This is a genomic window from Streptomyces sp. NPDC094034 (genome assembly GCF_040303865.1).
Classification (GTDB): domain Bacteria; phylum Actinomycetota; class Actinomycetes; order Streptomycetales; family Streptomycetaceae; genus Streptomyces.
Map to the genome: position 1 here is coordinate 34675 of NZ_JBEOUD010000016.1, position 18443 is coordinate 53117.

The 18443-nt window shown below is 72.7% G+C and carries 18 protein-coding genes; 13 read left to right on the top strand and 5 right to left on the bottom strand.

All coding sequences use genetic code 11. From position 1 onward, the window contains the following. Positions 1–21 precede the first annotated feature (21 nt). Genes ABTZ59_RS16635 through ABTZ59_RS16645 form a run of 3 tightly spaced genes read right to left on the bottom strand, consistent with a single transcriptional unit; the run spans position 22 to position 3133 of the window. Positions 22–1077: a FecCD family ABC transporter permease gene (locus tag ABTZ59_RS16635; RefSeq protein WP_351397168.1), complete on the bottom strand. Its 1056-nt coding sequence runs from the start codon at positions 1075–1077 to the stop codon at positions 22–24. Beyond that, positions 1074–2150 (bottom strand): FecCD family ABC transporter permease, encoded by a 1077-nt coding sequence (locus ABTZ59_RS16640; protein WP_351397171.1) that lies wholly within the window; start codon positions 2148–2150, stop codon positions 1074–1076. Before ABTZ59_RS16640 ends, ABTZ59_RS16635 begins: the two co-directional genes overlap by 4 nt. Next, complete coding sequence (locus ABTZ59_RS16645; RefSeq protein WP_351397174.1) at positions 2147–3133, bottom strand: ABC transporter substrate-binding protein; 987 nt, start codon at positions 3131–3133, stop codon at positions 2147–2149. The genes ABTZ59_RS16640 and ABTZ59_RS16645 overlap by 4 nt, the downstream gene beginning before the upstream one ends. Positions 3134–3318: 185 nt before the next feature. Between ABTZ59_RS16645 and ABTZ59_RS16650 the strand changes: the two genes are divergently transcribed. Next, complete coding sequence (locus ABTZ59_RS16650) at positions 3319–4572, top strand: hypothetical protein (protein ID WP_351397178.1); 1254 nt, start codon at positions 3319–3321, stop codon at positions 4570–4572. Positions 4573–4666: 94 nt separating this feature from the next. Here the strand turns inward: ABTZ59_RS16650 and ABTZ59_RS16655 are convergent, their stop codons facing one another. Further along, complete coding sequence (locus ABTZ59_RS16655) at positions 4667–5266, bottom strand: TetR/AcrR family transcriptional regulator (RefSeq protein ID WP_351397181.1); 600 nt, start codon at positions 5264–5266, stop codon at positions 4667–4669. Next, on the bottom strand, positions 5253–6089 hold the full coding sequence (locus tag ABTZ59_RS16660) for an alpha/beta fold hydrolase (RefSeq protein ID WP_351397184.1): 837 nt from the start codon (positions 6087–6089) through the stop codon (positions 5253–5255). Before ABTZ59_RS16660 ends, ABTZ59_RS16655 begins: the two co-directional genes overlap by 14 nt. A 388-nt stretch (positions 6090–6477) precedes the next feature. Here ABTZ59_RS16660 and ABTZ59_RS16665 point away from each other — a divergent pair, with 388 nt between their 5' ends. From ABTZ59_RS16665 to ABTZ59_RS16720, 12 genes are all read left to right on the top strand, one after another. Continuing rightward, positions 6478–7425: a phosphate/phosphite/phosphonate ABC transporter substrate-binding protein gene (locus ABTZ59_RS16665; protein WP_351397187.1), complete on the top strand. Its 948-nt coding sequence runs from the start codon at positions 6478–6480 to the stop codon at positions 7423–7425. Continuing rightward, positions 7422–8288, top strand: coding sequence for a phosphonate ABC transporter ATP-binding protein (phnC, locus tag ABTZ59_RS16670; RefSeq protein ID WP_351397190.1), 867 nt, complete (start codon positions 7422–7424; stop codon positions 8286–8288). The genes ABTZ59_RS16665 and phnC overlap by 4 nt, the downstream gene beginning before the upstream one ends. Next, complete coding sequence (gene phnE / locus ABTZ59_RS16675) at positions 8285–10114, top strand: phosphonate ABC transporter, permease protein PhnE (protein WP_351397192.1); 1830 nt, start codon at positions 8285–8287, stop codon at positions 10112–10114. The genes phnC and phnE overlap by 4 nt, the downstream gene beginning before the upstream one ends. Before the next feature lie 230 nt (positions 10115–10344). Then, positions 10345–11070: a GntR family transcriptional regulator gene (locus tag ABTZ59_RS16680; RefSeq protein WP_351397195.1), complete on the top strand. Its 726-nt coding sequence runs from the start codon at positions 10345–10347 to the stop codon at positions 11068–11070. Between the two features lie 164 nt (positions 11071–11234). Beyond that, positions 11235–11675, top strand: coding sequence for a phosphonate C-P lyase system protein PhnG (phnG, locus tag ABTZ59_RS16685; RefSeq protein ID WP_351397197.1), 441 nt, complete (start codon positions 11235–11237; stop codon positions 11673–11675). Beyond that, complete coding sequence (gene phnH, locus ABTZ59_RS16690) at positions 11672–12310, top strand: phosphonate C-P lyase system protein PhnH (RefSeq protein WP_351397200.1); 639 nt, start codon at positions 11672–11674, stop codon at positions 12308–12310. The genes phnG and phnH overlap by 4 nt, the downstream gene beginning before the upstream one ends. A gap of 1 nt (position 12311) precedes the next feature. Continuing rightward, positions 12312–13400 carry a carbon-phosphorus lyase complex subunit PhnI gene (locus ABTZ59_RS16695; protein ID WP_351397203.1) on the top strand — a complete coding sequence of 363 codons (1089 nt, stop codon included), beginning with the start codon at positions 12312–12314 and terminating at the stop codon, positions 13398–13400. After that, positions 13397–14563 carry a carbon-phosphorus lyase complex subunit PhnI gene (locus ABTZ59_RS16700; RefSeq protein WP_351397206.1) on the top strand — a complete coding sequence of 389 codons (1167 nt, stop codon included), beginning with the start codon at positions 13397–13399 and terminating at the stop codon, positions 14561–14563. The genes ABTZ59_RS16695 and ABTZ59_RS16700 overlap by 4 nt, the downstream gene beginning before the upstream one ends. After that, complete coding sequence (locus ABTZ59_RS16705; RefSeq protein ID WP_351397209.1) at positions 14560–15558, top strand: alpha-D-ribose 1-methylphosphonate 5-phosphate C-P-lyase PhnJ; 999 nt, start codon at positions 14560–14562, stop codon at positions 15556–15558. The genes ABTZ59_RS16700 and ABTZ59_RS16705 overlap by 4 nt, the downstream gene beginning before the upstream one ends. Then, a complete protein-coding gene (locus tag ABTZ59_RS16710; protein ID WP_351397212.1) occupies positions 15555–16418 on the top strand; it encodes an ATP-binding cassette domain-containing protein in 864 nt (287 codons plus the stop codon). Before ABTZ59_RS16705 ends, ABTZ59_RS16710 begins: the two co-directional genes overlap by 4 nt. Positions 16419–16423: 5 nt before the next feature. Next, complete coding sequence (locus ABTZ59_RS16715; RefSeq protein ID WP_351397215.1) at positions 16424–17224, top strand: ATP-binding cassette domain-containing protein; 801 nt, start codon at positions 16424–16426, stop codon at positions 17222–17224. Next, positions 17221–18441, top strand: a complete 1221-nt coding sequence (locus tag ABTZ59_RS16720; RefSeq protein WP_351397219.1) for an alpha-D-ribose 1-methylphosphonate 5-triphosphate diphosphatase — start codon at positions 17221–17223, stop codon at positions 18439–18441. The genes ABTZ59_RS16715 and ABTZ59_RS16720 overlap by 4 nt, the downstream gene beginning before the upstream one ends. Positions 18442–18443 lie beyond the last annotated feature (2 nt).

Here is an 18443-nt window from a genome sequence, read left to right on the forward strand (position 1 = left end):
CTGGGTCGGCGCGTCGGCCGTTCATCGCTCATCCGTACGCCGGCGGGCCACGATCAACAGCAGCCCCGCGCCGACACATGTGGTGAGCGCGCCCGCCGGGACGATGAAGCGGTCCGAGTCGAGTGCCCCGGCCAGGGACCGGGACAGCAACTGCGCGCCGGCGTCGGCCCCGCACACCACGACCGCCCCGAGCAGCCCCGCGCCCGGGAGCGCGACGCGCAGTTCGGCGCCGAAGACCGCGAGCGCCAGATGCGGCACGAGCAGCCCGACGAAACCGAGCGCGCCCACCGCGGAGACGGCACCAGCCGTCAGCGCCACCGCGCACACCAGGGCCGCCGCCCGGCCCCGGCCGGTGTCGAGCCCTGCCGCCGCGGCCTGTTCGTCGCCGCAGCGCAGCAGTGTCAGCGGTCCGGCGAGCAGCCAGGCCACCGCCGCCCACACCAGGGCCCAGGGCCACAGCAGGTGCCAGTGCTGCCAGACCCGCCCCTCCGTGGAGCCGACCAGCCACTGGACGACACTGCCCAGCTCGCCGGGCGCCACCAGCAGCACCATGGCGGTGCACCCGGCGAGCACCGCCGACACGAGTACGCCGTACACCGCGGTCTGCTCCGGATCGCCCCGCTCCCGTCCGGCGAGCAGCCAGAGCAGTCCCGCTCCGGCGAAGCCGCCGAGACACGCCGCCACGACCACCGCCGCCGGGGACTCCCAGCCGGCGAGGCCGAGCCCGGTGGCGGTCACGGCGCCGAGCACCGCGCCCGGGGTGACGCCGGTGACCTCGGGCCCGGCAAGCGGATTGCGCAGCGCCGACTGGAGCACCAGCCCGGCCAGCCCGAGACTCGCGCCCGCGACCAGCGCCACCAGCAGCCGGGGCAGCCTGAGCTGGAGCACGATGTGCCGGGCCATCGGGTCGCCGCCGCCGAGCAGGACGTCCCCGACATCGGCGAGCGAGACGGCACGCCCGGCGACCAGATCGGCGCAGCCGACCACGACGACGAGCAGCGCGAGGACGGTGATCCTGGCGCGCCCGGCCCGTACCGCGCGGTGGACCGGCGCCGTAACGGCCCCTGGCGCACTCATCGCTCCGCCTTCCGTATGAGGGCGGGCGGGGCCTCCCGTACCGGATCGGCCTCCGCCGCGTACCGCGCGACGGGTTCCGCGCGGCCCCCGGTCCGGGCACGTCGCCGCCCCGTCTTCAGCAGGGCCACTCCGACGGGCACCCCGACCAGCGCGGTCCACGCGCCCACCGGCGTCTCGACGGGCGCGAGGGCCAGTCGCGCCGGCTGGTCGGCGCAGAGCACCACGACGGCGCCGCACGCCGCCGACCAGACGAGCCGGCGCCCCGCGTCACCGTCCGGCCGCAGCCGTCCGGCCAGCTGGGGCGCGAGGAAGCCGACCCAGGCCACCGGTCCGCAGACCGCCACGAGCGGCGCGATCAGTACGACGGCGATGGCCAGCGCGGCCACCCTGGCACGTCCGACCCGTACACCCAGCGCGCGGGCGTCGTCGTCCCCCAGCCGCAGCACCCCGAGCACCGGCACGCACAGCACGAGCGCCGGTAGCGCCAGGACGAGCCACGGCCAGAGCCCCGTGACGTCCTCCCAGGTCCGGGCGGACAGACTGCCCAGCAGATAGCGGTAGATGAGCTGGAGGTCGAGCTGGTCGGCGAGCACCATGAGCACCAACAGGCCCGCCTGGAGTGCCGCCGCGACAGCGGCTCCGGTCAGCAGCACCGCCGAGGGGCTCCGTCCGAGGCCCGCGGCGAGAAGGGTCAGCAGCCCGCCGAGCGCCGCCCCGCCCAGAGCCAGGAACGGTTCCACGGCGAGCGGCACGGACACGGCGAGCACCAGCGGAGCCGCCACACCGAGCGCGGCGCCCGAGGACACGCCGAGCATCTCGGGGACGGCGAGCGGGTTGCGCAACGCCTCCTGGAGCACCAGCCCCGCGGCGCCCAGACAGGCCCCGGCGACCACCGCCAGCACCAGCCGCGGCAACCGCAGTTGGCCGACGATGACGCCCTCCGGACCGTCTCCTCCCAGCACTTGCGCGATCCTCGGCGGTGCCACGTACGGCGTTCCCAGGCACAGGGCACACACAGCGCTCGCCAGGGCCGCCGTCAGCAGACAGACGAGCGCGACCGGCCGGCGTGTCACCGGAGCGCGGCCGTCGCCTCGTCAAGGACCAGGCCCAGGGAGCGGGTTCCGCGCCCCTTGGCCCACACCTCGGAGTCGACCTCGATGACCTTGCCGTTCTTGACGGCGGGAATCCGCGACCAGAGCGGGTTCTTGGCGAGCTTGTCGGACAGCTTGCCGTCGGGGGTACCGAACGAGAGGGTCTCGACAAACAGCACGTCGACGTCGCGGGCGAGGATTTCCTCCATGCTGTACGTACCGTCCACGCCACGGCTCTTCCACGGATAGTGGGAGAACTTCGGGAAGAGCCCGGCCGCGACATCGGTCTCCGGAGTCGCGACGCCGAAGTTCTCGTCACTGCCGAAGATGATCAAGGCGGTCTTGTCGCTGCTGTCCTTCTCCACCTCGGCGAGGCGGGTACGGAACGTACGCTCCGCCTTCTCCCCTTCCTCGGTGCGCCCGGTCAGGGAGGCCAGGTTCCGGAGGTAGCCGACGCTGTCCTGCCAGGAGCCCGGCTGAACCGGCCAGAAGGTGGTGGCGCCCTTCAGCGCGGGCGCGAGCTTGCCGTGGGTGTCCTCCAGACCGATCACCAGGTCCGGCTTGTAGGAGAGGATCGCCTCGACCTCGGGGCTCAGGAAGCCGCCCGGCACGACGGGTATCCTCGCCGCCTTCTCCTTGCCCAGGAACCTCGGATGCGCCGGCAACACGGAGTTGGTGGCAGCCGGGGTCATGCCCAGCTCGACGAGGATGTCGTCGCAGAGCGCCACCAGACAGACGACCTTCTCCGGGGGCTTCGTCAGGGAGACGGTGACGCCCTTGGCGTCGGTGATCGTGGTCGCGGTCTCGATGGGCCGCACGTCGACGCTCGTGCGTGAGGTGTCACTCTTGTCGGCCTTGCCCGCGGAGTCGTCACCGCCCGAGGCCCCGGAGCCGCAACCGACAAGCAGACTCCCCAGTACGGCGGTCGCGACCCATCGGCGGGCTCTCAGCACTGTGCGTGGCATGGGATTGGTTCCTCTGTTCCGTCGTCCCGGGGCGTGTCAGGCGTCTCGGCAGGGGCCCGGTGCTCCCCACTTCGGACCAAGACGCAGTCATGATAATCATTATCAATAACTGATCCACCACCGCCTCGGGTCGCCGCCCCGCACCAGCCGCCCCGATACCGGCCACCTCGACACAGGAGACCGCCATGCCCCTGCCCCCACGCCTGTTGGTCGCCGACCACGTAGCCGGCCGAATAACCCTGCTGGACCTCCCCGATGGCACGGAACGAACGGCGATGAGCGGGCGGCACCTCGCCGAGCACGCCGGGTTCCTCGCACTGCGCGGCGAGCGGACCGCGTTCGTCGACGACCGGGCCGGCGAGTTGCTTGTCCTCGATCCCTACGGCCCCGACGCGGGACGCCCCTTGCTGGAGACCGCGGTGCCGGTCGCCACGCCGGCCGAACACCTGTCGGCCGACCCGACCGGGCGGTACCTCGCCGTCACCACCGGTCTCGGGCGCAACGGGGAGGCGTGGACCGACCTGCTGACGGCCGTCGACCTCGGTGCCCCCGGACGCGCCGACGCCGTGCGCGTACGGACACGCGCCGGCGAGCCGGGAGTCACCGTCATCGGCGGCCAGGGGCCGCTTGTTGTCCTGCGCCACCGGGAACCGGGCGAACTGGCGGTCTACCGGCACCGCGACCTGATGGCCGCCGCCCCCGCCTGCCCACCCGCGGCAGCCGTTCAGCGCCTCCCCCTCCCGGACGACGACGGACACGGGGACGCGCTGGACCCGCGCACCGGCCGGCTGTTCGCCGCGGCGGGCTCAGGCGTACACAGCGCCCGGCGGGAAGGCGACCGGCTCGTCGCCGAACCGCCGCTGCCCTGGGCGGCCGACGGCCGGAAAGGCGGACGGGGTTTCTATCTGCGGCTGGATCCCGTCCGGCGGACCCTGTGGTCCTGCGTGCGGGGCGGGCCCGCCGATCCCGGGCAGTGGCCCGACTGGACCAACGACGCCTGGTGGCACCACCTGGACACGAACGACACCGGCCGGTTGGACCTCGGCCCCGGCCTCGTCTTCCGGCTGGCGGTGACCGCCGGTCATATCGCCTACGCCCGTGTGCACCCCGACGGCGACGAACTCGTCCTGCTCGCGGCACCGACCGCTCCCGGCGAGCGCCCGTATGTCACCGCACGGCTCCCGCTGCCGGAGATGAGCGGGGCCCCTCGTCGCGGCGGTACACCGTGGGACGGCGTCCAGCGGCGGGCGATCGCGGGCTCGCCGGGAGGCCCACTGGTCGCCGTCTCCCGGGGCGGGCACGGCGAGATCCACCTCTTCGACGCGGAGCGAGCGGTCCAGCTGACCACACTCACCGTCCCGACACCGCTCGACGAGGGGGGCCACCTCGCCCTCCTGGTCCCCGGCGACGGAGCCCACATCGACACGGTCGGCCGGTGAACCGTTCCGCACCGCCACGGAACGACCCGTTGTGGACCGTTCGTTGACGGCGGCGATCCGCTCGGGGTACGCGAACGGGCCGAGCGCCGCCGCGTCAGCCGCCGATACGGAAGGCGGTGGCGAGGCCCGAGGTGAACGTGGTGACGAGGTGGTCGTGGGAGGCGTCGACGCTGTCCGGGAGGCCGAAGGCGCCGGCCGTCTCCAAGGCGGCGAAGCCGTGCGCCGCCGCACGCAGGCAGCGGGTGGCGTGCACCAGATCGGCGTCGGCCAGGCCGTAACCGCGCAGCGCGGCGAAGATCACCTTCACGACCTCGGCGCCGAGTTCACTCGCCTGCGGGCCCGCGCCCTGCGGCAGCAGCGCGTAGCGGCCGGGGTGCGCGCGGGCGTAGTCGCGGTACGCGTGCAGCACGGCGGCGACCGCGTCGTCGCCGCTGCGCCCCAGCGCCGCGTCCCGCAGTCGCTCCGCCAGCTCCCCGAACACCCGCTTCACCAGCATCAGCCGCAGCTCGGGCAGCCCCTTGACATGCTTGTAGAGGGAGGGCACGGCGACCCCGGTACGGGCGGCGACGGCGGCGAGGGTGAGCGCGGCCGGGCCCTGTTCGTCGACCGTGGCGAGCGCCGCGTCCACCACCGCGGCCGGGCTCAGCCCCGCCCTGATCCCGGACTTGCCCGCCCCCGTCCTACTGCGCGGCACCGGCGACGCCTGCCAGGAAGGGCAGCACCGCGTCGGCGGTGGCCCGGGGGTTCTCGGCGGCCGGGTAGTGGCCCGCGCCTTCGACCATCACGACATCCCCGTCGGACCGTTCGGCGATCCAGTCCGCCTCGGCACGCGGGTCCGGCTTGAAGTCCGGGTCCTTGCTGCCCATCACGATCCGCACCGGCGGCCCGCCCGCGGCGAGTTCGCCCAGCCGTCGTTCGCTCGCGTCGTGCCCGCCCGCGGCCATGGCGCGCAGCGCGGCCATCCGCCCCGGTTCGCGCAGCTGCCCGAGCAACCGGGCGCGGGCCGCGGCGAAGTCGTCCGGCCTCGCACTGGCGAACAGCGTTGCCCAGAAGGCCGTCCAGGCGCGCGGGAAGCGCCCGACGACGGCGATGGCCAGCCGGGCCACGGCGCCCTGCTTCTTCGGGTCGCGTACGAACGGTCCTGTGAGGACGAGGCCCGCGAAGGCCGATGCCTCGTCGGCCGCCGCGATCACGGCGGCGCCGGCGGAATAGGAGTTGGCCACCACGACGGCCGGCCCGCCGTCCAGGTGCCGGACCAGGGCGCGCAGATCAGCGGCGACCGCGGTGGTGGAGTAGTCGGCGAACCCGGCGTCGGACTCGCCGGCGCCGCGCAGGTCGGCGGTGACGACCCGGTAGCCACGCTCGGCGAGGACCGGGGCGAGGAAACGGTAGGTGGTGCGGTTGTCGCCCATCCCGGGCAGGCAGACCACCAGCGGGCCGTCGCCCCCGGTGTCGTCGTAGGCGATCCGGCCGCCGTCGACGGAGAGGTACTCGGTGTTGTGCGCGGTGCCGACCATGATGCGAACCCCCTTGGTTCTGTTCAGTAGCCAGTAAGCTAACAACATTAGCCACGTACCGCAATAGGCCCCGTCCCGGCGTCGCGAGCCGGACATCACGTCCAGGTGAAAGAACCGCGCGCCGACGCGAAAGACGGCATCGGCCCGGCCTTGGCAGAGTCATCAGCGCGTCAACCGGCCCGGCCGGCCGTCGTGGTGCTCCGCCGTTCACGAAGCTCCCGGCGGGTACCGGCGGCCCGCTGTGTTGTCCAGTCAAATCTCGCGTTGTCTTCCGCAGCGTTCAGTCGGCCGTAACCGGAAGACGCCCACCGACACACCTCCCCTGAGGAATCTTGCGACCACACCGGCGGAATCCCGCCGCCTTCGCTGCCGTAAGGAACGATCCTCCATGCCCCGCCACCTGCGTCTCCCCGTGATCGCCGCGGCCGCCCTGCTGCCGTTCGTCCTCAGTGCCTGCGGTACCAGCGCCGCCGACAACGGCGCGTCCTCCGCCTCGGGGCGGGACCCCGGCAACCTCGTCATCGCCGCCATCCCGTCGGAGAACTCCACCACACTGGCCGAGCAGTACCAGCCCATCGTCAAGCTGCTGGAGGCCGAGACCGGCAAGAAGGTCCAGCTCCAGAAGGCCACCAGCTACGCCGCCGTGATCGAGGCCCAGCGGGCCCACAAGGCCGACATCGCCTTCTACGGCCCGCTCTCCTATGTCGTCGCCAAGGACAGCGGGGTGAGCCTGGACCTCGTCGGGACGCAGGTCGCCACCAAGGGCGCCGACGCGGGCTACAAGTCGTACGGCTTCACCCTGAACAGCACCAAGGACATCAACAGCCTGGCCGACTTCAAGGGCCACAAGGTCTGCTTCGTCGACCCCACCTCGACCTCCGGCTATCTGTACCCGGTCGCCGGGCTGGCGAAGGCGGGCGTCACTTCGTCCGACTACAGCAAGGTGATGGCCGGCGGACACGACGCGTCGGTGCTCGCCGTGGCGGGCGGCGACTGCGAGGCGGGCTTCGCGTTCGACGCCATGGTGGACAGCGAGCTCATCAAGCAGGGGAAGATCAAGAAGGGCCGGCTCAAGGTCCTCTGGAAGTCCGCCGAGATCCCCGGCTCACCCGTGGCGGTCTCCTCCGACCTGACGGCGGAGCTCCGCGAGAAGATCACCGACACCTTCCTGGACAAGGCGAACGCCGACTACATGAAGTCCAAGGGGTACTGCACGGGCGACGCCTGCATGGTCGGCGGCAACTGGGGCTTCGCGATCGCCAAGGACTCCGACTACGACAGCGTCCGTGACGTGTGTGACGTGACCAAGGACTCCCAGTGCAAGGCGGGCTCGTGACGACCACCGCTCTCAGGCCGCAGGTCGCGGCGGGCGGTGCCGCCGAGCCGGTGATCCGGCTGGACGGACTCTCCAGACGGTTCGGCACCGGCTCCGACGCGCTGCTCGCCCTGGACGAGGTGTCCTTCGAGGTGCGGCAGGGCGAGGTGGTGGCACTGCTGGGGCTCTCGGGCTCCGGCAAGTCCACCCTGCTCAGCCATCTGGACGGGCTCCTGGCCCCGACCTCGGGCACCGGCACCGTCCTGGGCACCGATCTGGCCACCGCGAGCCCGGCCGGCCTGCGTGCCCTGCGCCGGCGGATCGGCTTCGTCTTCCAGCAGTTCCATCTGGTGGGCCGGCTGAGCGTGCTGGAGAACGTCTGCACGGGCGCCCTCGGCTCACTGCGCGGTCCCCGCCTCGGTCTGTTCAGCTACCCGCGAGCCGTCCGCGAACGGGCACTGGACCACCTGGCCGAGGTGGGGCTGACCGCGCACGCCTTCCAGCGTGCCGACACTCTCTCCGGCGGACAGCAGCAACGCGTCGCGGTGGCACGCGCGTTGATGCAGCGGCCCGCGCTGCTGCTCGCCGATGAGCCGGTGGCCTCGCTCGACCCGGAATCCTCCGGGCAGATCATGCGGCTGCTCGGCGACATCGCCGTACGCAACGGTCTCACCGTGCTGTGCAGCCTGCACCAGGTCGATCTGGCGCTCTCCTGGGCCGACCGGATCATCGGGCTGCGGGCCGGCCGGGTGGTGATGGACGTCGCCACCCGGGGCATCGAGCGGGCCGAGGTGATGCGGCTCTACTCGGAGGTCGGCGCGGGCGCGCCCGGTGCGCACCGCGGTGAAGTCGGTACGGCGGGCCCCTCCATGGAGGCGGAGTGACCGCGTCCGCGTCCGCCGTCGACCGGCGGCCGCATACCGCCCCTCTCGCCCCCGGTCCCGGCGGAGGGAAGGACCGCAGACGCTCCCTGACCCGTCCCACCGCGGGCGGCCTCAGCGCCGGCCTGGCCCTGCTGGTCTGCGTAGGTGGCGGGATCTGGTCCTTCCTCGCCCTGCGGATCAACGTCGCCACGCTGGCGGACAGCGCGGGCAACGCGGCGGACTTCGCCGGCCGCATGCTCCCCCTGGACTTCCCCCCGCCCGGCGAACTGTTCTCCCTCGTCTGGCAGACGCTGGCCATCGTGGTCTGCGCCACCGTCCTCTCGGTGATCCTCAGTCTGCCGCTGGCCCTGCTGGCGGCGCGCAACACCACCGTCAACGGTCCCGTGCGGGGCGTCTCCCGCACGGTGATCGTGCTCTGCCGCGCCGTCCCCGAAGTCGTCTTCGCCATCGCCGCCTTCCGGATCTTCGGACTGGGCGGTATGACGGGCGTGTTGGCCCTCGGTATTCACTCCGTCGGCATGGTCGGCAAGCTCTACGCGGACGCCGTGGAACAGATCGACGAAGGCCCGCGTACCGCGCTGCGGGCGGCGGGGGCGACCCGCCCGCAGCAGATCGCCGGTGCGGTCCTGCCACAGGTGCTGCCGTCCCTGGTGGCCACCGCGCTGCACCGGCTGGACATCAATCTGCGGATATCCGCCGTGCTGGGCTTCGTGGGGGTCAATGGCCTCGGTTATGCCCTGGCCAGCGCGATCGGCACGCTCGACTATCCACGGGCGATGGCCCTGGCACTGGTCCTGCTGCTGCTCTGCTTCGCCGCCGAGTCGGTCTCCGGCGCGATCCGGCGCACGCTGCTGCACGATGTCACCGCGGGCCGGACCCGCAAACGGTTCCGCCCGACGACCGGGAAGGTGACCGCGAAGGTGGCTGGGACGGGAGCCGGACCAGCGGCGGGGACGATGGCCGGGACGGCCTCCGCCGACCCCCGTGCACCCGGCCGCGCGCCCCGGCCCGGATCCCCGGCGGCCCCGGCGGCCCCTGCGGTCCGCAGGATCAGCCCGCATTGGGACGCCCGCCGAGTCCGCCGTCTTGTCTGGCTGCTCCTCACCGCGGCGCTCGTCGTGGCCTCGGCGGCGCGCCTGGACATCTCCTGGCACACCTTGTGGCGCGGAGCCGGTTCCTTCTTCCCCACGCTCGGCGACTTCCTGCCGCCCGGCACCGGCGGCATCACCGGCCAGCTCGTCGCCGACCTGTGGACAACCCTGCAGATCGCCCTGGCCGGCACCTTGATCGGACTCGTGCTCGCGCTGCCCCTGGGCGCCCTGGCGGCCCGTAACGTCGTCCGCTCGGTGCGTGTGTCGCGGTGCTTCCGTACCCTGATCCTGCTGATTCGGGGCATCCCCGAACTCATTCTGGCGGTCGTCTTCGTGGTGGTCACAGGACTCGGAGGGGTGGCCGGCGCGCTTGCCCTCGGCATTGGCTCGGTCGGGCTGCTGGGCAAACTCGTGGCCGACTCCCTGGAGGAGATCGACCCGGGACCCGCCCGGGCGCTGATCGCCTGCGGGGCCCGCCGCCACCAGGTCTTCTTCGGCGCGATCCTGCCCAGGGCCTGGCCCGCCGTCGTCGGCCATCTGCTGTATCAGCTGGACGTCAATATCCGCTCGGCGACCCTGCTGGGCATCGTCGGCGCCGGCGGCATCGGCTACGACCTGCTCAACGCCGCCCGGGTGCTCCAGTTCCCGGTGGTGACGACCGTGGTGCTCATGGTGCTCGCGGCAGTGCTTCTCGTCGAGGGGCTGGCGATGTGGGTGCGGAAGGTCTACGCCTGACCGCCTCGCCCTCCCCGCCCTCGCTCCGCGGCCGGGCCGGCCCGGCTGCGGAGCGCACCTGGCTCCCGGGCCGTCCGACCGAGCGAGGCTTTTCACGCGATTCATCCTGAAATACGACACTCCCATGCACGTATGGGCGCACAACAACTGTTTCCAGCGTTCACCCGGGCGAAGGGGAGTAGTGAATTCCGGCCGGTTGTACGGACAACTCGGCCGCGCAGGGTGAGGACGTGGCCAATCGAAGCCGATACGCCGAAATAGCCGAAGTGCTCGCATCGGAGATCGCGGACCAGCCGACCGGTACCAGGATCGCCAGCGAGCACGAGATCGCCGCACGTTTCAAGGTCAGCAGAGCCGCCGCCCGGGCCGCGGTGCAGGAACTGGAAGGCCGCTTCCTGGTCCGCCGGGTCCGGGGCGCCGGAACGTTCGTCAACCGCCGCATCGACTACGTCCTCTCCCAGCGCAGGGCGCCCTCGATGCATCAGACCGTCCGAGAGGCCGGCGCGGAACTGCGCACCGTGGTGCGTGACGTCCGCAGGATCGCCCTCACCGGCGAGCCGGCCGCGCGCCTGGAGCGGGAAGCGGGCAGTGAGGCCCATCTGCTCACCCGGCAGTCCTACATCAACGGGCTCCTCAACGGCTGGTCCCAGGAGTGGATCCCGGCCGACCTGCTGACCGAACTGAACGTGGCGGTGCACGCGGTGGAGTCCCTCGACACGATCCTGCGCCAGATGTGCGGAGTCGCACCGGTCCGCGCCTGGTGCCGGGTGAGCAGTGTGCTGCCCGACCCGGAGGTGGCCGAGGGTCTGGAGACCGATCACAACCGGCCGGTGTGGCTGGTGGAGAGCATCAGCCGGGACGCCACCACCGGCAAAGCGGTGATGTGCAGTTCCACCTGGTCCCGGCAGGACAGCACCCGGCTCATCGTCGAGCTCGACGGGTCGGTCGGTCCGTGACCCCGGGGCGGCCCGCGCCGCCCCGGCACCACGCGGGCAGGGCCCGAGCCGCCCACCGTCACGGCCCGGAGCACCCACGGCCACAGCCGACCGAAATATCCCTGAATCACTACATACGTAGACCCGTGAACACCTCGGACAACACCTCGAAACAAGGAGAGAGCGTGTCCCTCACGCCCACGCGTGAACGGCGCTGCGAGCTGCTGGCCGCCGCCGCACGCGAGGAGATAGTCCCGCTGGCCGAGCGCCTGTTCGCCGACGCCGGCCGACCCGAACCGACCGTTTTGAAGGCCCCCGAAACCGGCATGGTCGTCCTCCAGGTGCGCGAGCCCGTCGAGGAGACCCGTTTCTACCTCGGGGAGGTGCTTGTCACCGAGTGCTCCGTCGAGGTCTCCGGAGTACCCGGCTGGTGCATGCGGCCCGGCGACGACCGAATCGCCGCGCTGGCCGGCGCCCTGCTGGACGCGCTCGCGGCGGCCGGTGACCCGGCGACCGACGAGATCGACGCCCTGTGCGCCGCCGTCGCCGAGCGGCTGGCGGCCGAGGACTCCGCCGAGTGGGCCGACGTCACATCGACCACCGTCAACTTCGAGGAACTGGCATGACCGAGACCATGTCCGCCGCGGCCCGGCCGGCGCCCGGAGCCTGGGTGCGCGCGCTGCGCCGCACCCCCCAGGACTCCCGGAACGACTTCACCGTCCTGCTGGACGTCCTCGCCCGACCGGGCAGGGTCCGGCAGTTGACGGTTCCGGGCGGCGCGCCGCCCGCCGCCGTCGCCGCCTGCGGTCTGCTCGATGTGGAGGTCGCCTCGCATGTCCTGACCGCCCCCGGCGCGGCCGGGTGGGCCGACGCGGTCCATGAGGCCACCGGCGCCCCGCGCGTCGGACTGTCCGCCGCCCGCGCCGTGGTCGCCCTGCGTCCGCTCACCACTGAGGACATCGCGGCCCTGGCGGTGGGCACTCCACTCGACCCGGAGACCGGCGCCCGGGTGTTCGCGCAGGTGGAAGCCGTGGGCGGGGAAGGTCCGCACGACGTCGATCTGCTGCTGGCCGGTCCGGGTGTCCCGGACGGCGAGGAGCGCCGGCTCGCGGTGCGCGGTCTTTCCGCACCGGTTGTGGTGGCGCTCGCGGAGGCCAACGCCGACTTTCCCCGGGGCGTCGATGTGTTCCTGGTCGCGGCCGACGGCCAGGTGGCCGCGCTGCCCCGTACCACCCGGCTTCGGCCGGCCGAGGAGAACTGAGATGGGATACGCCGGAGTCCGCGGCGGTCAGGAGGCCATAGTCGCCGCCGAGCGCCTCGCCCACCGGGCCCGGTTCGGTGGCCGCAGCCGCTGGCTGGAACTGGACCAGATCACCGGGCGGCTGCCGCTGGCGGTGGACCGGGTGATGGGCGAGGGCGGTCTGTGGGCACCCGAGTTGGCGGCCCGCGCGGTCCGCCAGGGCCAGGGTGACCTGCTGGAGGCCGCGCAACTGCTGCGGGCCCACCGCTCGACCCTGCCCCGACTCGGCTACAGCCTGCCGGTGGACCCCGACTCGCTGCGGCCGGTGCGCCGGATCGTGCCGTCCCACCGCAACCCGCCCGGAGGCCAGATCCTCGGCATCACCACCGACCACGCCCCCCGCGTCCTGGACCTCACCCCTGAGGACGACGCGGAGGGCGGCGCGGAGAACACCGCGGGCCGGCCCGCCCCCGCACGGCCCTCCGGGGCCGCGCCCGCCGTCCGTCCCACACCCTTCCGGGACGAACTCGGCGCGACCGGCCTCCTGGCCGACCGGCGCGACCCTGCGGACCCGGAGCCGTATGACATCACCCGTGCCCCGGCCCGTCCGGGTACTCCCCGCTCCGCCCGGCTCGGTGCCATGGCACGGGCGGAGACCGGTTCCCTGACCCATCTGTGGTACACGGCGTCCCGCTCGCCCGGCAACCACGGGCCGCAGATCCCCCTCGAACTGCGGCGCGGCGCGCTGCCCCTGTTGGTCACCCACCCGCACACCGGCCGGCCCGTCACGGTGACCCGGGCCCGGGTCACCGAGGCCCGCGTGGTCCGCCCCGACGACCGGCCCCGCCCCGACGGCAGCCGGTTCGACGCCGGGTACGGGCTCTGCTTCGGCGACAACGATCCCAAGGCGCTGGCGATGGCGGCCCTCGACCTCCTGGTGCACCGCGACGCGGCCACCGACCGACTGGAGCAGAAAGTGCTGATCGCCCTGGACGGGCCGGAAGCCTCCGGTTTCCTCGAACACCTCAAACTGCCGCACTACGTGGACTTCCGCTCCACGATGGAACGCGTCCAAGCCGTCCGTGCCGAGGCGGACGGGGGCGCCCGATGACCGTCGCCCCCACGGCCACCCCGGGCGGACCGCTCCGGCTGGAACTGGCACAGATCAACGAGCGTCTGCCACTCGCGGTGGACCGGGCGATGGGCGAAAGCGGCCTGTGGGCACCCGAGTTGGCCGCCCGCGCCGTGCGGCAGGCCCAGGGGGACCCGGTGGAGGCCGCCCAACTGCTCCGCGCCCACCGCACAGCCCTGCCGCGGCTCGCCGTGTCACACCCTGTGCACACCGCCGAATTGCGGGTGGTGCGACGGATCAGCTCCGCCTTCCGCAGCCCGCCGGGTGGCCAGGTCCTCGGCCGAACCCTGGACTACGTGGGGCGATTGCTCGACCTCCTGCCGGAGGACGAGGGACGCGAGCGGGCCGCCCAGGCGGCCGAGGCCACCCCGCACACCGGCGAAGTCCCGGCCTCCCCAGCCGGGCCTGCCCACGGTCACGACCACGCCACTCCCGGCGAAGCCCACACCCACACCCACCCGCACACCGACACCGGCGACTCCCCCGCACCCCCCGGCCCGGCGGACCGCACCCCCGGCCATGTCCTCGCGGTCTTCCGCGAGATGGGCATCGTGACGGCCCCGGGCGAGGCCGGTGATCCCGATCCGTACGACGTCACCCGGCGCCCCGTGCGTCCGGGCGCACCACGGTCCGCCTGGCTCCAGACGATGGCACGCGCCGACACCGGCTCGCTGATGCACCTGTGGTACGGCTCCGACTGGCGTCCTGACGGCCACGAGACGCCCGGTGAACTGCGCCATGGCGCCCTCCCGGTCCGCGTCACCCACCCGTACACCGGACAGGCCGTCACGGCGGGCGAGGTGCGGGTCAGCGAGGTCCAGACCTTCCATAGCCTGCCCCGGGCCGGGGCGCTGCCCACCCACCTCGATGTCGGCTACGGCCTCTGCTTCGGCCACAACGAACGCAAGGCCATCTCCATGGCCGGTCTCGACCTGCTGCTCGCCCATCACGAGGGCATCACCGACCTTCAGTACGACGTCCTGCTCACGCTGGACGGCCTCGATTCCACCGGTTACCTCCAGCACCTCAAGCTGCCGCACTCCGTCGAGTACCGCTCGGTCCTGGAACGCGCCCGGGCCGCTCGCGCGGAGGCCCGTCACCGCGCGGGAGCGGACGCCCCTCACCCCGGAGAACCCGTATGACCATCACCGCATCCACCGAACCCGGCGCCCCACAGGGGCTGACCACCCGGCTCGCCGGGCCCGCACCGCGCCCCGGCATCTTCGACGAACTCTCCAAGCGGGAGATCCGCCGCGCCATTCTCAGCGGCATCGCCATTCCCGGCTATCAAGTCCCCTTCGGGTCACGGGAGATGCCGGTGGCCCGCGGCTGGGGCTCCGGTGGTCTTCAGGCCACCCTCGCCCTGGTCGGCGAGGATTCCCGGCTCAAGGTCATCGACCAGGGCGAGGACGCCGGTGTCAACGCCTCCAACCTGCGTCGTCTGGTGATCGACCACGTGGGCTGCGAGGAGGAGACCGACACCCGCGCCGCCGACATCATCCAGTCCCGCCACCGCGTCCCGGAGCAGACGCTCACCGACGGCCAGGTGCTGGTCCTCCAGGTGCCCGGCGCCGAGCCCCTGGCCGGCATCGTCAAGGAGATGGACGAGCAGCGCCGCATGCACGCCGAGGCGGACTACGCCAAGATGTGGGTCCGGCTCTATGAGGACATCGTCCACAACGGCCTGATCACCGCCGCGTCCGGATACCCGGTGCTGGTGGAGGGCCGCTACATCATGACGCCCAGCCCCATCCCGCGCTGGGATGTCCCCAAGCTCGACAACTCGGACGCGATCACCGTGCTGTCCGCGGGCCGTGAGAAGCGGCTGTTCGCCGTCCCCCCGCACACCCGGGTGGTGCCGCTCACCTTCGACGACCGGCCCTTCCAGGTCGAGTTCACCCCCGGGGCTTCGTGCCGCGTGTGCGGCTCGGACGACACCTACCTCGTTCAGGAGCCGGGCCGGGACGGCACGTTCAGCACGTGGGTGTGCTCGGACACCGACTTCTGCCGTCGGCGTCGCGCCGGCGACGCCCCCGACCCGATCCCCGGCGGGCCCCGGCCCTCCTCGGGGGACACGCCCGCCGCCGTACCGGCCGGGAAGCGCGATCAGCCGCGAGAAATGGAAGAGAGCGCATGAGCACCACGCACACCGTCGCCCCGCCGGCCTGGGCCCTCAAGGTCGAGGGCCTTGGCCGTGTCTACGGCGACCCGGGACCCGCGTCCCTGCCCGGCACCGGCCCCGAGCACGGCACCGCGGTCTCGCCCGCCACCGGCGCCGTCGTCGCGGCCTGGGACGTCTCCTTCGAGGTGGCCCCTGGCGAAGCCCTGGGCATCATCGGCGAGTCGGGCTCCGGCAAATCGACCGTGATGCGCTGCGTGGCCGGCGACGAGACCGCCACGGCCGGCGCCATCGCCCTGCGCGGTGTCGCCGACGGCACTGTCAACGTGTGCGACCTGGACGCCGCGGCCCGACGCAAGCTCCGCCTGAGGGACATCGCCGCCGTGTACCAGGACCCGGCAGCCGGGCTCAACCTGGATGTCACGGCGGGCGGCAACATCGCCGACCCGCTCACCGCGATCGGCCACCGCAACTACGGCGAGATCCGGGAGCGCGCCGCCGCCCTCCTCCAGCGCGTCGAGGTTCCGCTGAGCCGCATGGACGACCTGGTGCGCACCTTCTCCGGCGGTATGCGCCAACGCGTCCAGATCGCCAGGGCGCTCGCCAACGAACCTCCCGTACTGCTGCTGGACGAGCCCACCACCGGCCTGGACGCCTCCGTCGCCGCCGGAGTGCTCGACCTGCTCCGGGGCCTGCTTGAGGAGACCGGTGTCGCCGCCGTCGTGGTCTCCCACGACTTCGGCGTGATCGACATGCTCACCCGCCGGGTCCTGGTCATGCAGCACGGCCGGGTGGTCGAGGCCGGACTGACCGACCAGCTCCTGGAGGACCCCCAACACCCCTACAGCCAGCAGCTCGTCGCGGCGGCCCGAGGATGATCACAGTGACCGAGTCCCAGTCCCCCGCCGCCCACACGCCCGTGCCACAGGACGCCGTGCTGTCGGTGCGCGGCCTGAGCAAGGAATTCCGTCTGCACACCATCGACGGCCGGGTGGTGGGCGCCCTGCACGGCGTCGACCTGGACGTGCGGGCAGGCGAGCACGTGGCCCTGGCCGGCACCTCCGGCGCGGGCAAGTCCACCCTGCTGCGCTGCGTCTATCGCACGTATCTCTCGGGCGGCGGCCATATCTGGTTCCGCACCGCGTCCGGCCCTCTGGTGGACGTCGCCGCCCTGCCCGACGCCGAAGCGGCCCATCTGCGCGGCCGGGAGATCGGTTACGTCTCCCAGTTCCTGCGCCCCCAGCCGCGCCGCTCCGTGATCGACATCGTCACCTCGGCCGGTACGGCACGCGGCATGGACCGGGACGCCGCCAGGGACGCCGCGGTGGCGGCCCTGCGCCAGGTCAATATCGCCGAGCATCTCTGGGACATGCACGCCACCGTTCTGTCCGGCGGGCAGAAGCAGCGCGTCAACATCGCGGCCGGCACCATCGCCCCGCCCCGGCTGCTGCTTCTTGACGAGCCGGTCTCCGCCCTGGACCCGGCCAACCGCGGCGCCGTCCTGGACCTGATCGGCCGACTGGAAGACACCGGCACCGCCGTTCTGTCCGTATTCCACGACCTGGACGCCATCGAACGCCTCGCCACACGGGTGGTGGTGCTCGGCGGCGGCCGGGTGCTCGGCGCCGGAACGCCCACCGACATCCTGCACGATCCAAGCCTGCCTCTGGAGGTGGCCCGATGAGCCGCTATGTCTTCGCCCACGCCCGTGCCGTACTGCCCGACCGTACCGTGGACGACGCCCTCGTCGTCGTGGAGGACGGCAGGATCGTCGAGGCCGGTCCGCTGACCCCGGGCGCCGTCCCGGCCGGCGCCCGCGACCTGCGCGGCGCGCTGCTGCTGCCGGGCATCGTGGACACGCACAGCGACGCCTTGGAGAAGGAGCAACGCCCGCGCCCCACCGTGGAGTTCGCGCCCGCCTTCGCGGTCTCCAGCTTCGAGGGCCGGGTGCGGGCCGCCGGGGTCACCACCATGCACCACGCGGTCAGCTACCAGACCAATGTCCTCAAGGACCGCACCATCGACCGCTCCCTTGCCCTGGCGGAGGCCGTCCGGGACCGCGCCGCCACCGGCCACGCCCTGGTCGACCACCGTCTGCTGCACCGTCTGGACGCCCGGGACGCCGACGCCCTGGAAGTCCTCAGTGGCGCCTTGGCCGGCCTGTCCGTGGGCGACGCCGCGCCCCTCGTCTCGTACGAGGACCACACCCCGGGCCAGGGCCAGTTCCGCGATCTGGACTCCTACCGCACGGCGGTCCAGCGGCAGGAGGGTCTTTCCGCCGAGGAGGCCGACGCCTTCATCCGGCTGAGCATCGACGAGCGGGCGGACGGCCTGCCGCAGCGCGCCCGCACCCTCGCCCACCTCGGCGAAGAGGCACGGGCCGGACGCATCCGTCTGCTGGCACACGATGTCGAGAGCGCCGACCAGCTCGCCGAGGTCCGGGCCGCGGGAGCCGCGGTCGCCGAGTTCCCCACCACCACCGAGGCGGCCCGCGCCGCCAAGGAGGCCGGGATGCCGGTGGTGGCCGGGGCGCCCAACGTGCTGCGCGGCGGCTCGCACAGCGGCAATGTCGGGGCCGAGGAACTGATCGCCGAGGGCCTGGTGGACAATCTGTCCAGCGACTACATGCCCACTACCCTGCTTGCCGCCGTCCTGCGCCTCGCCGGACGCTCGGTGGTACCGCTGCACCGCGCGGTGGCCCTGGTCACCTCGGGCGCGGCCCGTACCGCCGGACTGTCCGACCGGGGCGCTCTCACCCCGGGACTGCGCGCCGACCTGATCGTGGTCACCACCGACGGCAGCCAGCAGACGGTACGGATGTCCCTGCTCGCGGAGGAATCCCGGGACGCCGACGGCGCCCCGGTCTCCGTGGCCACACTCCTCGACGCACACGGACGGTAACC